This is a genomic window from Flavobacterium magnum (genome assembly GCF_003055625.1).
Classification (GTDB): Bacteria; Bacteroidota; Bacteroidia; order Flavobacteriales; family Flavobacteriaceae; genus Flavobacterium; species Flavobacterium magnum.
Genome location: NZ_CP028811.1, coordinates 2,890,406 through 2,904,501, shown reverse-complemented (window position 1 = coordinate 2,904,501; position 14,096 = coordinate 2,890,406). Strand labels below are relative to the sequence as shown.

10 protein-coding genes are annotated in these 14,096 nt (G+C 51.0%); 5 read left to right on the top strand and 5 right to left on the bottom strand.

Annotation, left to right across the window (positions count from 1 at the left end):
- The first annotated feature begins 32 nt into the window (after positions 1-32).
- A complete protein-coding gene (locus HYN48_RS12315) occupies positions 33-4,313 on the top strand; it encodes a tail fiber domain-containing protein (protein WP_181248476.1) in 4,281 nt (1,426 codons plus the stop codon).
- Between the two features lie 5 nt (positions 4,314-4,318).
- On the top strand, positions 4,319-5,215 hold the full coding sequence (locus HYN48_RS12310) for a T9SS type A sorting domain-containing protein (RefSeq protein WP_181248475.1): 897 nt from the start codon (positions 4,319-4,321) through the stop codon (positions 5,213-5,215).
- Positions 5,216-5,277: 62 nt separating this feature from the next.
- On the opposite strand, the gene HYN48_RS12305 is transcribed toward HYN48_RS12310, so the two are convergent.
- The 5 genes from HYN48_RS12305 to HYN48_RS12285 form a co-directional block, all read right to left on the bottom strand.
- Complete coding sequence (locus tag HYN48_RS12305; RefSeq protein ID WP_108372136.1) at positions 5,278-7,062, bottom strand: chloride channel protein; 1,785 nt, start codon at positions 7,060-7,062, stop codon at positions 5,278-5,280.
- 69 nt (positions 7,063-7,131) lie between these two features.
- Positions 7,132-8,808, bottom strand: coding sequence for a gamma-glutamyltransferase (gene ggt / locus HYN48_RS12300; RefSeq protein ID WP_108372134.1), 1,677 nt, complete (start codon positions 8,806-8,808; stop codon positions 7,132-7,134).
- A complete protein-coding gene (locus HYN48_RS12295) occupies positions 8,805-9,389 on the bottom strand; it encodes an acyl carrier protein phosphodiesterase (protein WP_108372131.1) in 585 nt (194 codons plus the stop codon). The genes ggt and HYN48_RS12295 overlap by 4 nt, the downstream gene beginning before the upstream one ends.
- Positions 9,390-9,568: 179 nt before the next feature.
- Positions 9,569-10,069 carry a hypothetical protein gene (locus HYN48_RS12290; protein ID WP_146171778.1) on the bottom strand — a complete coding sequence of 167 codons (501 nt, stop codon included), beginning with the start codon at positions 10,067-10,069 and terminating at the stop codon, positions 9,569-9,571.
- 14 nt (positions 10,070-10,083) lie between these two features.
- Positions 10,084-10,443 (bottom strand): winged helix-turn-helix transcriptional regulator, encoded by a 360-nt coding sequence (locus HYN48_RS12285; RefSeq protein ID WP_108373629.1) that lies wholly within the window; start codon positions 10,441-10,443, stop codon positions 10,084-10,086.
- Between the two features lie 145 nt (positions 10,444-10,588).
- Here HYN48_RS12285 and HYN48_RS12280 point away from each other — a divergent pair, with 145 nt between their 5' ends.
- From HYN48_RS12280 to HYN48_RS12270, 3 genes are all read left to right on the top strand, one after another.
- A complete protein-coding gene (locus tag HYN48_RS12280; protein WP_108372127.1) occupies positions 10,589-11,185 on the top strand; it encodes an FMN-dependent NADH-azoreductase in 597 nt (198 codons plus the stop codon).
- 103 nt (positions 11,186-11,288) lie between these two features.
- Positions 11,289-12,818: a T9SS type A sorting domain-containing protein gene (locus HYN48_RS12275; protein ID WP_181248474.1), complete on the top strand. Its 1,530-nt coding sequence runs from the start codon at positions 11,289-11,291 to the stop codon at positions 12,816-12,818.
- 250 nt (positions 12,819-13,068) lie between these two features.
- A complete protein-coding gene (locus HYN48_RS12270) occupies positions 13,069-14,085 on the top strand; it encodes an LLM class flavin-dependent oxidoreductase (RefSeq protein ID WP_108372123.1) in 1,017 nt (338 codons plus the stop codon).
- Positions 14,086-14,096: the final 11 nt, after the last annotated feature.

The following is a 14,096-nucleotide window of genomic DNA, read 5'->3' as shown; positions in this document are numbered from 1 at the left end:
TAACTTCTTACCAAAGATTAAAATTTCCTTTTATGAAGAAACAACTATTTTTACTAACCCTGTTTGCCTGCCTGCTTGGCGCGCAACGGGGGCACGCCCAGATCGGCGTCGGAACGGAAACCCCGCAGGGGGCACTGGACGTCTCAGCAACCGATAAAGGTTTGTTGGTACCCCGGGTGGTACTGACAGCCAGAAACGTGGCAGCACCGGTAACCAACCCTCAGGGAGGCGCATTAGCCAATGGAACATTGGTTTATAACCTGCAACAGGGTGGTACACCCCCAAACAATGTGCTTGTGGGATTTTACTTTTGGCAGGACGGGAGCTGGTACCCCGTATCAAGGGAGGCACTGCCTATCGACGGTTCAGCTGAGTTTGCGCCCATTTACGTCTCAGCGTACGGTAACAATACTGCCGCCGTCTGGGGTGCCGCCACAACCAATACCTCAGATTCAAAAGGGGTGTTGGGCACCTCTGCTGCCTCACTTGGTGCCGGAGTACAGGGAGAAGCATACAACACCACAGGCTATGCCTCGGGTGTAAGGGGATATTCCGGTTCTGCCAACGGAAGCGGTGTAGACGGCATCGCCAATAGTGTTACCGGCGAGAACTATGGTGTTCATGGCTCGAGCCAAAGCCCTGATGGCTATGGCGGTTATTTTAAGAACGAAACCGGAGGTAAGGCACTGCGTACCGCCGAAGGCGGCGTACAAATGGATGCACTGTCCGGCACGGGTACGCGTATGGTTGTCGCCGGCAGCAATGGTACACTTTCTGCACTGGCTTTGCCGGAATCTTTCTCGCTGCCCTACTCCGGAACAACTGCTTCTTCAGCCCTGACATTGGAAAGTACAGCAGGCGGTTCGTCTGTAATTGTTGCCTATGCTTCGGCAGGTACAGGTGATGCGGCTGGTGTTGTCGGTACTACGAACGCACCATCGGGAAGCGGTCTCAGGGGGACGGCGCTAAGCGGCGCAGGTACAGCTGCCGGTGTGGAAGGAGCTTCGACAGCCTCAGGCGGAACAGGGGTATACGGCATAGCGACCCATTCAACAGGAGTCAACAATGGCGTATTTGGGTTATCGCTGAGTCCACAGGGAAGTGGTGGTACTTTCGCTAATTTAAACACTTCCGGCATAGCACTCAGGACGCAGCAGGGAAACATAAAATTTGATAAACTGTCCGGCTCGGGCACCCGTATGGTCGTTGCCGGTGCAGATGGAACTTTATCTACCCAACCAACAGGACTCGTATTGCCTTACACTGTAACGACCCCCGGCTCAGGAATCAACATTACGACTGACGGCCCGGCGGCAAATGCGTTTGTAGGTATTTCCTCAACCGGTGTCGCGGTTTACGGACGTACTCATGGTGCTACATCAGCAATTCAGGCGATAGCCGATATCGAAGGAGACTTTTATTCTAACGGTATTTATGCCGAGAATTTTAGCCAGCAGGGAGCAGGTATCACGGGCGTTGCCAATGCAGATTCAGGTGTTGCAGCCGGTGTGTCAGGCGAAACACAAAGCCCTAATGGAAGCGGAGGGGTATTTCGAAACTGGAGCGATGGTGTTGCCCTGAGAACTTTGCAGGGTACTATCAGGTTTGACGACCTTTCCGGTGACGGGATGCGCATGGTCGTCGCCGATGCCAGCGGAAGATTATCTGCCCAACCAGCCGGATTGGTGTTGCCTTACACTGTGACCACCGCCGGCTCAGGAATCAACATTACGACTGACGGCCCGGCGGCAAATGCGTTCGCAGGTATTTCCTCTACCGGTGTCGCTGTCTACGGACGTACTCATGGTACTACATCAGCGATTCAGGCAATAGCCGACATAGAAGGAGACGTTTATTCTAACGGTATGTATGCCGAGAATTTTAGCCAGCAGGGAGCGGGCATCATGGGTGTTGCCAATGCAGATTCAGGTGTTGCAGCCGGTGTGTCCGGCGAAACACAAAGCCCAAATGGAAGCGGAGGGCTATTTAGAAACTGGAGCGATGGGGTCGCCCTGAGAACTTTGCAGGGTACTATTAGGTTTGACAACCTTTCAGGTACAGGAAACCGTATGGTGGTAGCAGGAGCGAACGGTACGTTATCAACCCAGGAAATCCCTGTTGGCGGCAGCGCCGGAGGCACGTTAAACGATGCCTACGATTACCCAACCCCTGGTTCAGGAAGTATTATTGATGCTGATTCCGGTGCCGTGGTTATCGGCGGGACTGATGGTTTGCAGGTGACCGGGACTTATGGTTCCGGAGCCGCACTTAACCTGAATGGCGCAGGATCACGCATGCTTTTTAACCCAAGAAAATCAGCATTCCGTTCAGGGAGGGTAACCGGAACACAATGGAATAATACTAACGTTGGCGATATGTCTTTCGCCTCAGGATGGAATACCACCGCATCGGGATTAGCCGCAACGGCTATGGGTTATGAGTCTACGGCTTCAGGATCAGGAAGTACCGCCATAGGTTCAGGAACTACCGCACCTTCCTATCAGGAGACAGCCGTCGGCAGTTACAACACAACTTATTCGCCTTCCGGCGCTGCAACATGGGTAAATACCGATCGCGTGTTCAGCGTCGGAAATGGAAATAACGCTTCGGCGAAATCAAATGCACTAACCATCCTGAAAAACGGCAATTCAGGATTTGGAGCTACCAATGAAACGCCTACAGCTACAGTAGATATCAAAGGTACTTTCAGGCTGCAGGGCAACGGTGCCGCGGCAGGTAAGTTCCTTTCCGCCATCGATGCCAATGGGAATGCCGCCTGGGTCGATGCACCCGCCGGCGGAGGCAACCAATGGACTACTTCCCCCAACGGCACCCATATTTATCAGGCAAATGTTTCCGGAGGGAATGTCTCCATCGGAAGCAACAATCCATCCCCTGATACGAAATTATCCATTTATGGCGGATCGCAGCCCAACGGACTCTATGTGAACGCCTCCTCTAACAGCGACTACGCAGTGAAAACCACTTTTGGTAAGATCAATTTCGGGGTCAACGGGGCCACCACGGAAAAGGTAGAGGTCAACGGCGCCATTAAGATTGGCGACGCCTCTTCAGACGGTGCCGCCAACGGAACCATCCGTTATACCGCAGCCAACGGATTTGAAGGCAAACACAGCAACGCCTGGCAGCCTTTAAACGGAACAGGCGGCAGCGGTGAGGGTTCGGGATCAGCGAGTTCACTGGACGCCGCCTATGACAACGGAGGTTCGGGTACAGGGCGTACCATAACCGCTGATGCGGGTGCTGTACAGATTGCTGGGACTGATGGCCTTCAGGTGACAGGCACGATGTACAGCGGTGCCAACCTCGCCCTTTCAGGGGCCGGTACAAAAATGTTCTTCTATCCTAAAAAAGCGGCGTTCCGTGCAGGCAATGTCGACGGCACACAATGGGATAACGGAAATATAGGCGAATTTTCAGCGGCTATGGGGCGTAATGCCATTGCCAGCGGAAGTACGGCTATCGCCCTTGGAGGTGACGTGTCCGCGGCCAGCGAGAGTGTGGCCATCGGTAACTTTGCCACAGCAAGCGCCGGCGGCGTGTCCATCGGGACGTTCACAAACGCGTCCGGCCTCAATGCCTTGGCAACAGGATATTCCACCAACTCCACTGGAAGTTATGCTACCGCAATGGGTTATGGAAACAGCTCGCCGTCCTTTGGAGAAACCGTGATAGGAAGGTATGCCACAACCTATACGCCGTTAGGAGGTACCGGAAACTGGAATACCGCCGACAGGATTTTTGCGATAGGGAATGGTACCAACGATTTCTCCCGTTCCAATGCACTTACGGTAATGAAAAACGGAGACCTGACCATCGCAGGAAACGCATTCAAGCCCGGCGGCGGTGCGTTTGCAGCCACTTCTGATGCCCGTCTTAAGAAAAACGTTGTGGATTACAAGGACGGACTTGCGCAACTCATGGGCATCCATCCCGTAAAATACCATTACAATGAAAAATCCGGGAATGATACCAGCAAGGAACATATAGGGGTAATCGCTCAGGAATTGCAACCCATTGCACCGTATATGGTGAGTACTTTCAACAGGGAAAATACCGAATACCTGCAGGTGGACAACAGTGCCATGACGTATATGCTGATTAATGCCGTTAAAGAACAACAACGCATCATCGATGAACAGAAAGAGGCGTTGAAAGCATTGCAAAATGACAACAATACGCTCAAGGCATCCATCAACGCACAGGCAGTGGAAACCGACAGCCTGAAAAAAGACATGGCGGCGCTGAAGTCATTGCTGATGCCCGGAGATCCAACCGCCGCAAAAAACTGATGGTTATGGGACGTTTTATTATGTTTGGCTTTTTATGGATGTTTCCATTATCAGCTGCCGCTCAAACGGCGTTTTATGTCGGGGAGGAGATTTACATTGGCAGTGGCGGCACACTGTACTGTGCGAACAGCGAGGTAAAATTCAATGCCAATATCGTTACCGAAACCGCCCCAAAGGGCGTACTGGTTTTCGGTGAAAACACGTCCTATTCGGGGGCGGATGACGCGCATAAGGTGGTGGGATTTCTCGCCAATAACTTTCCTGCAGACCTTGTGGTCTATCCTGTTGGCAGTCTGCTGACGCTCAAGCCGTTCGAATTGCAGACGGCTTCAAACGATGCGCCGGTAGAAATCGGCTTTATAGCCGCAGCACCTGAGAATCCTGGAAATCTGGAGGGCGTCGGGGAACTTGCCGACAGCGGATACTGGGCGATCCATTCTGAGGCGCTCGGGAAAGTGAAATTGTATTTTACCGCAGAAGATCTCGCGTCATTGTCGGTAAGCGATTTCGCTGATTTTTCAATCGCAGGTTATGATGGTTCTGATTGGGTTGTGATCCCGTCCACCGTAAATGAGGCGGGGAGTTATGTGCAAAGCAATGATTTTATCGATCAGGCCTTATACAGTTCTTATACGTTCGCCGTGGCAGCGCCGCTGAATACACCAGATCCCGCTGGGGTAATCGACATTGTGAGTTACAGGCAACGCGGATCAATCTTTATCCGATCTGAAAGCGCCTCGATTCAACAGGTTATACTGTATGATATGCGCGGACGTGAGGTGTATCGCAAATGGGGCAGCGGACTCCAATTGGAGCTTAATGACCTTAATACCGCAGGCGGCGTATACGTCATCGTTGTCGAGACCGATCGGGGGTCGGTCACCAGAAAAATCGTATACTAATCCGGTGTTTGATACTTTGGAACCCGGTCCAGTTGAGGACCGGGTTTTTTTTTGCCACGGGGCTACTCAAAAACCATCGACTTCAATTTAGAACGGTACGCCTCCAATGCCTGGGCCTTGGAAATAAACCCGAAATATTTCCCGTTTTTTAAAACGGGAAGAAACGCCATCTTGCTGCTCTCAAACTTATTCATCACGGTTTCCATCGTGTCCGTAGGGGAAATGACTTCTTTGGGCTGTAGCATAATCTCCCGGATTTTCGTGTATTTCACCTTAAAGTTGCTGAATATGATTGCGCGGATGTCGTTAAAATGCACGATGCCTTTCAAATTGTTTTCCTTATCGGTTACGGCAAAGATCACCTGGTTGGAATGCGAGATCAAATCAACGAGTTTCTCAAGGTTTTCGTCCTCGGTTACGGTCAGGTAATCGGACTGTATGATCTGCGTCGTCTCCAGCGTGTTCAGGATATTGGCATCTTTATTACTGGTAAAGGCATGCCCTTTTTTGGCGAGGTGCTTTACATCCATGGAGTGTTTTTCAAAACGTTTCGACACCGCAAAACTGATTGAGGAAACAATCATCAACGGAATCATCAGGTTGTAACCACCGGTAATTTCTGCAATAAGGAATATCGCGGTAAGCGGCGCATGGAAAATACCGCTTAATATTCCGGCCATACCCACCATGGTAAAGTTGCTCACAGGCAATTTGGTCAATCCGGTAAAATTCAGCAATGAAGAAAAGAAGAAGCCGCAATAGGAACCCAGGAACAGGGAAGGGGCGAAGTTACCTCCGTTACCACCGCTGCCTAAAGTGATCCCTGTAGCATACACCTTAACCATCATGGTCATCCCTACAAAGGCCAGCAGCGCAAGCTTATTGTCACGCAGTCCGCCAAAAAGGGTGTTCTCCAACAGCTGTCCCGGGTCACTCTCCGATAAGATTTTAATGCTCTCATACCCTTCGCCAAACAAGGTCGGAAAGATGAAAATAATTGCCGCCAGGATCGCCGCGCCCACCAGCGCTTTCTTGTACGGCGTAAATTTCAGTCGAGAGAAGAAATGCTCAACCCGCTGGAAATTCCGTGAGTAGTACACGGCAATAAATCCTGTAAAAAGGCCCAATACCAGGTAGAACGGAATATTGTGGTAGTCAAAAACCTGCTGTTGCTTGAAGGACAGTAATATCGTCTCATCGAGGACAATCACAGACACCAAAGCGCCCGTGGCGGCCGCAATCATGATGGGCGTAAATGCTGAAATGCTCACATCGACCAACAGCACTTCCACGGCGAAAAGCACACCGGCAATCGGTGCGTTGAAAGCCGCTGCAATTCCCGCCGCCACACCGCAGCCAATGAGTAAGGTCCTGTCCTTGTAACCCAGCCGGTAGCGCTGTGCAAAATTAGATCCGAAGGCCGCGCCCGTAATCACGATGGGGCTTTCGAGTCCCGCCGAGCCGCCAAGCCCGACGGTAAGCGAACTCGTAACAATCTGTGCATACATCTGCTTGCGCGGGATGATACCGGCCTTTTTGGCCACCGCGTACAAAATTTGTGAGGTGCCCTTTTCAATCGCGCCGCCAAGGACTTTCCTGACAACCACGACCGTAAGGAAAATACCCACTATGGGCAGGATACTGTTGATGAAACTCAACTTGAGGATGCCGTTTATATAGGTGGCGAAATAATATACGTAGTGCGCAAAGGACTTCAGCAGGATTACCGCAAACGCCACCGAAATGCCCACCAGTACGCTTGACAGGAAAATGAATTGCTTCTCCGTAAGGCGGTTTCGTGCCCACACGAGCGTATATTCGGTGCGGAAAAAGAATTTTCGGAACATCTGATTTTTATGGAGTCGCAAAATTAGGCCGTATTTGTTCTTAAAGCTTACAATTTAACGTTTCTTTGGTTAATAACCTACCGCTTTATCGTCACCGCGGCAGTCTGCGCCACCCTCTCGTTTTCCCTGCGAATTGATCAGGATGGCATCCACCTTCCCGATCACGGGCGCGCTTTGCTCGTTGACGTGGTAGCCTTTCCCGGTAAGGCTTTGCAGGATATGCTGCGGAAACTTCCCGGGCTCAAACAACACTTCATCAGGCAGCCACTGGTGGTGGAACCGTGGCGCATTGACGGCCTCCTGGATGTTCATCCCAAATTCCCGCACATTCAAAATGACCTGCAATACCGAGGTGATGATCGTAGAACCGCCCGGCGTGCCCAATACCATAAACAGCCTGCCTTGTTTTTCCACAATCGTCGGCGTCATTGAACTCAGCATGCGTTTCTGCGGGGCAATGCTGTTGGCCTCGGCGCCAATGAGACCGTATGAATTGGGTTCGCCGGGCTTGGCACTGAAATCATCCATTTCATTATTGAAGAAAAAACCGAGTTCGTCGCTGTATAACTTTGATCCGAAAGCGCCGTTCAGTGTCGTCGTGACGGCTACAGCGTTCCCGTCCTGGTCCACAATCGAATAGTGCGTGGTCTCGTTGCTTTCCGAAATGGTAACCTGTCCGTGCGATACGGTCGACGAGGGTGTGGCCTTATCCGGGCTGAATGATTTCATCCGCCTTCTGAGGTAGTTTTTGCTGAGCAGTGTGGCGTACGGGATGACCGTAAAATCCGGATCGCCCAGGAAATAATTCCGATCGGCGTAAGCACGTCGTTCCGCCTCTGTAAGCACCTGGATCGTCGCCTGGCTGTTGTGTCCGTAGCGCGACAACGGATAGGGCGCAATCATCGTCATGATCTGGGCCAGCGTGATGCCGCCGCTCGATGGAGGCGACATCGATATGATCCTGAGGTCTTTATAGTCGAAGAACACCGGCCTGCGCCACCGGACCTCATACCTTCCTAAATCTTCCAGTGTGATAATGCCGCCGTTTTTTTGGATAAAACCGGCGATGGATCGGGCTGTTTCCCCCTTGTAAAATTCATCACGGCCATTTCGTAAGATGCGCCGCAGCGTGTTGGCCAGCGCCGGATATCTGATGGTATCGCCCTGGTGGTAAACTTTGGCAAGCCCTGTTGCGCTGCCGCTGATTTTTATAATGGCCTCACGGTACGTGCTGAGTTGCTTTTCCTGCCCCGCCGTAACGACCACACCTTTTTCGGCTAAAGCAATCACCGGCGCCATGATATCCTGCATCGGCAGTTTCCCGAAGCGTTCGTGCACTGCGAACACGCCGGCGACCGTCCCCGGCACACCGACGGCCAACGCGCCTTCCGTGCTCAATCCGGGAATGACATGGCCGCTATCGTCAAGGTACATGTCCTTGGTGGCTCCCATCGGGGCTTTTTCGCGATAGTCAAGGGCGCCCGTTTCGCCGTCCGCTTTTCGGTACACCATAAATCCGCCGCCGCCGATGTTGCCTGCATAAGGGTAGGCTACGGCCAAAGCCAGTTCGGTAGCCACCATCGCATCGAATGCGTTACCACCCTTCCTGAGGATTTCCGCGCCAATCGCCGAAGCTTCTTCCCTTGCGGAAACCACCATAGCGTGTTCAGCGACTACAGGTTGCTGCGCCCATGTAATACTACAAGTCGGCCACAGCCATACCATCAGCACGGCAACCCGCTTCATAAAGTTTGTTTTTTCTCAGCGCAAAACCGCTGCAGTTCGGGGAAATACCGCGTGAACTCCTGCTCAAATACCGCATAGTGCTCGCGAAGCTCAAGGTGCGCAAACCGCATATTCGACTTGTCACCCGTACGGTGGTCCATCTGCGTGAGGATGCGCTCCATACCTTGTAAAGTACGGTAACTGAGCAGCCAGTTTCGGCGGATCATATACGGCATCATCGCTTTGGTCTTTTCGGTCAGGATGTCGTAATGGGCGATCAGGCTGCGATAAAAATTGTCCGTGAACGATTCCAGTGTCTCGGACGAATACAGTGTCCAGTTTTTGGATAGGAAATGGTCGTAAAACACATCCACGATCACGCCGGCATAATGATGGTAGCGCTGGTGCAGTTTTTTCGTGCTTTCCCGCCATATCGGGTGGGCATCGGTAAAGGTATCGATGGCGCGGTGCAGCAGGATGCCCCTGCGTACGTCGTCTGGAAACGACTCGAACTGCTTTCCCCGGATACCGTCCGCCATAAAGTTCCCGATTTTCATCAGTTCGTTGTCGCCGGAAAGGTATATGTGCGCAAGGAAATTCATTCTAAAGCAGTAAGGATCAGTGTACCGTAATCGGTGTTTTGTAATTGGTTTTTGTAAATATAGTGAAAAAGGCCAGAATATTACTGCGCAAAAATGGGCCGCTGCGTCGGTGCATCGATGCATAATAAAGACAGGCCAATGCGTTTCACCTTTGCGGTGTAATTATCGCCATGGCGTCATTACCCTTTGGGAAGATCCAACGCCTCGGCATAACGCATATCCCAATGTTCCGAAAGCAGGAGGAGTTGGTTGTAATTCAGGTTACCTAGAAACTTCCGCTTCCATATTGAAATGATTTTCAGTAGTTTTTGCCTGTCACGCTTAAGAAACGCTTTTACTCCGTTTACGTAGAAATACCACATCCTTGCATCTTCATCCCCAAGGTAGCGATAGAGTATATTCGTCGTTTTGCCAAAATATCGCAGCGCCATGGAGTTGTCTCCGCCAAGTGCGTAAAGTTGGCCTGCATGCCAATACAACGCCTGCCTGCGCTGTGGCTTTCCGTCCTTTAAATACGCCGCAATCAGCGCGGCACCCTGAAGGTAGCGCCCGGACCGGGCCAGCTCGCGCCAGCAGCAGGTGTCGCTGTCAAACTGCCGTTGCGTGTACAGGATTTCCTTTTGAGCAAAAGCAGGGCAGGACAGCAGCATCAAAAGTATCAGGACCGCTGTTCTCATCATTTTTAATGAAATCACTATGGCACGGGCACACCCGCCCTGCGCCGGTGCTCAACACCCCATTTGCGCAGCTCGTTGATGACAGGATCAAGCGACTGCCCATATTCGGTAAGCGCATATTCCACGACAACGGGAATGCTGTCGTGCACCGTCCTTTTAATGAGTCCGTTGACCTCCATATCGCGCAATTCCTTTGAAAGCATCCGGTCGGTGATCTTCGCAATCTCCTTGGACATTTCGGAAAACCGTTTGTTCCCGAACGACAGCGATATGATGATCGGCAGTTTCCATTTGCCGTTGAGCACTTCCAGCGCATCGTGCACCGGCCGGATCAACGACTGGCATTCCGCGTGGTTTCTTTCAGATTTCTCGTTCATAGCCATTTGATAATCAGTTTACTATATTACATGATAGCACTATACAAGAGTATAGTACTTCTCTTTGTATAGCAAAGGTAGGTAATTTTGTGGTGTTAAAATAAAATAATTTTCAACCTGCCTTTACGGCAAAATAATAGAAACCATGAAAAAAATACTGAATATCGTTACCAGTCCGGGCAAAGGCGCATCGGCCACTGTACAACTTTCTGATGGCATCATCGAAAAATTGCTCGGGGAATATCCCGGCAGTACGGTGACCACGCGCGATCTATCGGAAAACCCGCTCCCACACCTTGACGGGTTGCTGCTGTCCTCGTTCTTTTCGCCGGCAGAATCGCACAATGAGTTGCAACAGGCCGCCATCAGGCTTTCTGACGAGGCGATTGCACAGGTCCGTGAAGCCGACATCATTGTGCTTGGCGTGCCGATGTACAATTTCGGTATCCCGTCAACGCTGAAGGCATGGCTGGACCACATTTTCCGTGCCGGCGTTACGTTCAGCTATGGTCCGGACGGCCCCAAAGGTTTGCTCGGCGACAAGAAGATTTACCTGTCCATCGCCTCGGGTGGGGTGTATTCTGAGGGCCCGATGTCCGACTATGATTTTACGGATCCTTACCTGCGTAAGGCGCTCGGATTTATCGGGCTGACAGACATCACGACTTTCCGCGCCGAAGGCCTGAAAATGGCAGGTGGGGATCAGGTTGTGGAAAATGTAGTGGACTCGATGGTTATATAAGAGCCAGCCCGTTAACCATCTTGCCGGATATCAAGCAATTTGCATATATTTGTAAAAACAAATCCCTAAAATGAAAGCCGTTTTCTTGCTAAACAGAATTTATATGGCATGCACTTTTTTGTGGGTTGTCAATTTATTTCCACAGGCTGGTGCATTGGATTTGAGTTTTGGCAATAATGGGATTGTTACAACGGCAATCGGTTCTGATGCCCTCTCTTTTACATCAACACTGCAGCAGGACGGTAAAATCATTGTGGCCGGGTACTATGACAATGGAGCGAATTATGATTTTGCCATAGCACGGTACAATACAGATGGGAGCCTGGATTCCTCGTTTGGTACCGGCGGCATTGTGACCACTGCGTTCGCCGCATCGGATGATTTTTTACACGGTATAGCCATACAAGGTGACGGCAAGATCGTAGCCGTAGGTTCAACCAACAATGGCACCAACAACGATTTTGCAGTTGTGCGTTACAATACCGACGGAACGCTTGACAGTACTTTTGGTATCAATGGTAAGGTAATCACTACATTCGGGAGTTATTCCGAAGCGGCAATGTGCGTTGCCATACAGGCTGATGGAAAGATTGTTGCTGCGGGTTATGCATCAACGTCGGGATACTATGTTGGGGGTGCTCTGGCACGATACAATATTGATGGAAGCCTGGATGGTAGTTTCGGCAATAATGGCAAGCAGGTCACATTCATTGAAACATACAGGAATTCGTTTAACGCCATCGTTATACAGCCTGACAACAGGATTGTTGTAGGCGGGACCGGTACTTCCGCGGACGGGGCTAATCCGAAAAACATTATTTTAGCCCGTTACAATACTAATGGAAACCTCGATACAACCTTTGATAATGACGGCAAAGTCCTCACGTCCATCAGCAGTGGCGATGATGTGGCATATGGGCTAAAGATTCAGCAGGACGGCAAGATTGTCGCCGTAGGCAATGTCTCATTGGAAAATAACTATCCGCTGGCAATAATCCGTTATAATGTAGATGGAAGCCTGGACACCTCTTTCGGATCAAACGGCATTGTCCTCGAATTTGCCAACACAGAGGGGATAAATGTCGCGCGAAGTGTAGTTATACAGGAAGATGGTAAGATTATCGCGGGTGGGTTTGCAGATGATTCAATCTTAATTTTTGATTTCATACTGCTACGTCTTGAAAGCGACGGGAGTATAGATACCTCTTTTGGCGAAAACGGAAAGATTATTACACCGGTGGGCAACAATACTTTTGATTATGCTTACAGTGTTTTATTACAGGATGACAATAAAATTGTACTGTCCGGTTTCTCAGGATCGCCAAGGCACTTTGTAGTAGCCAGATATGATAATGATACCGATTTGGGATTGGCAGGGCAGGAAAGGACAGCACACCTGACAGTGGCGCCTGTTCCGCTTATGATTACGGCAAATGTAAATACAGGCGTGGAATTGCAAGATGCCACGATGACCCTCTACAATGCCACAGGGCAGATCGTCAGGCATTTCGAAGGGTTGTCCGGCAGCAATTTTGTTCTTGAGCGTGGCAATTTGGCAAACGGATTGTATCTTTTGCAATTTAAAGGCCCGACAGGGATGTCATTTACTAAAACCATCGTCATCGGAGACTGATCCGCTTTTCTTTATGCCTGCTGACATGCCTCTACACTAGGTTTAACTGGCAATCAATTTCTGTAAGCCGTCGTTGCCGACCGCCTCACAATTCCCTAAAATTGTAGTCCTCCCTAAAATTTATAAAGCTTCGATGCGCGGGACACTTGCCACAACATCCATGACAAAAGGGCTATTTTTAAAAACTGGCGTAATAATCCCACTTTGGCACAATTTTTATAATAACAGCAACACATCCCGAAGATACATTATGGAAACAACTAAGAAAATCGCCTACTCCATACTGGAGCTCGCCATCGTAGCCGAGGGCGTCTCGATAGAACAAACGCTGAAAAACAGCGTCGACCTGGCCCAAAAGGCCGAAACCCTGGGTTACACCCGACTGTGGCTCGCCGAACACCACAACATGCCCCACGTGGCGAGTGTGGCCACGCCCATACTCATCGGACTCATGGCCGGCAATACCCAAACCCTGCGTGTGGGATCCGGCGGGATCATGCTTCCCAACCATGCGCCACTGATTGTGGCAGAACAGTTTGGAACGCTGGGTCGGCTGTACCCCAACCGCATCGACTTGGGTCTGGGCAGGGCACCGGGCACCGACCAGCTCACGGCGCAAGCCATACGCAGCGACAGGATGCAGGCGGTAAATAACTTTCCGGCAGAGATTGCGAAAATACAGCAATACTTTTCCGTGGAAAATGAATGGTCCGAAGTACGCGCCCCGATTGCCGAGGGCGTTCCCATGCCGCTCTACATACTGGGTTCAAGCCTCGACAGCGCACACCTGGCCGCCAAAATGGGATTGCCGTATGCGTTTGCAAGCCATTTTGCGACGGGCATGCTCACCGAAGCCCTTCGTATTTACAGGGAGGAATTCGAGCCGTCCGCTTATTTGGACAAGCCTTACACCATGGCCGGCGTGAATGTCATCGCCGCAGAAACTGACGACGAGGCGGAACGGAATTTCACTTCCGTACTGCGCATGTTCGTCGGGATCCTGACAGGCCGGCGCCAACCCCTGCAGCCACCCATGGAAATGACCGACGAGCTGATGATGATCCAGCACAACCCCGCCGTTCGAGACATGCTCAAATATTCGTTTGTGGGCAGGAAAGAGGCGGTCGCCAAACAACTGGATAAATTCCTCCAGCAAACCGGCGTGGACGAACTTATGGTCGTCACCAACATGCACGATCATAACGACAGGATCAGGTCATACCAAATCCTGTCTGAAATAATGAGTGAAAGGAATATCTTGGTGTGAGAATTGCGATA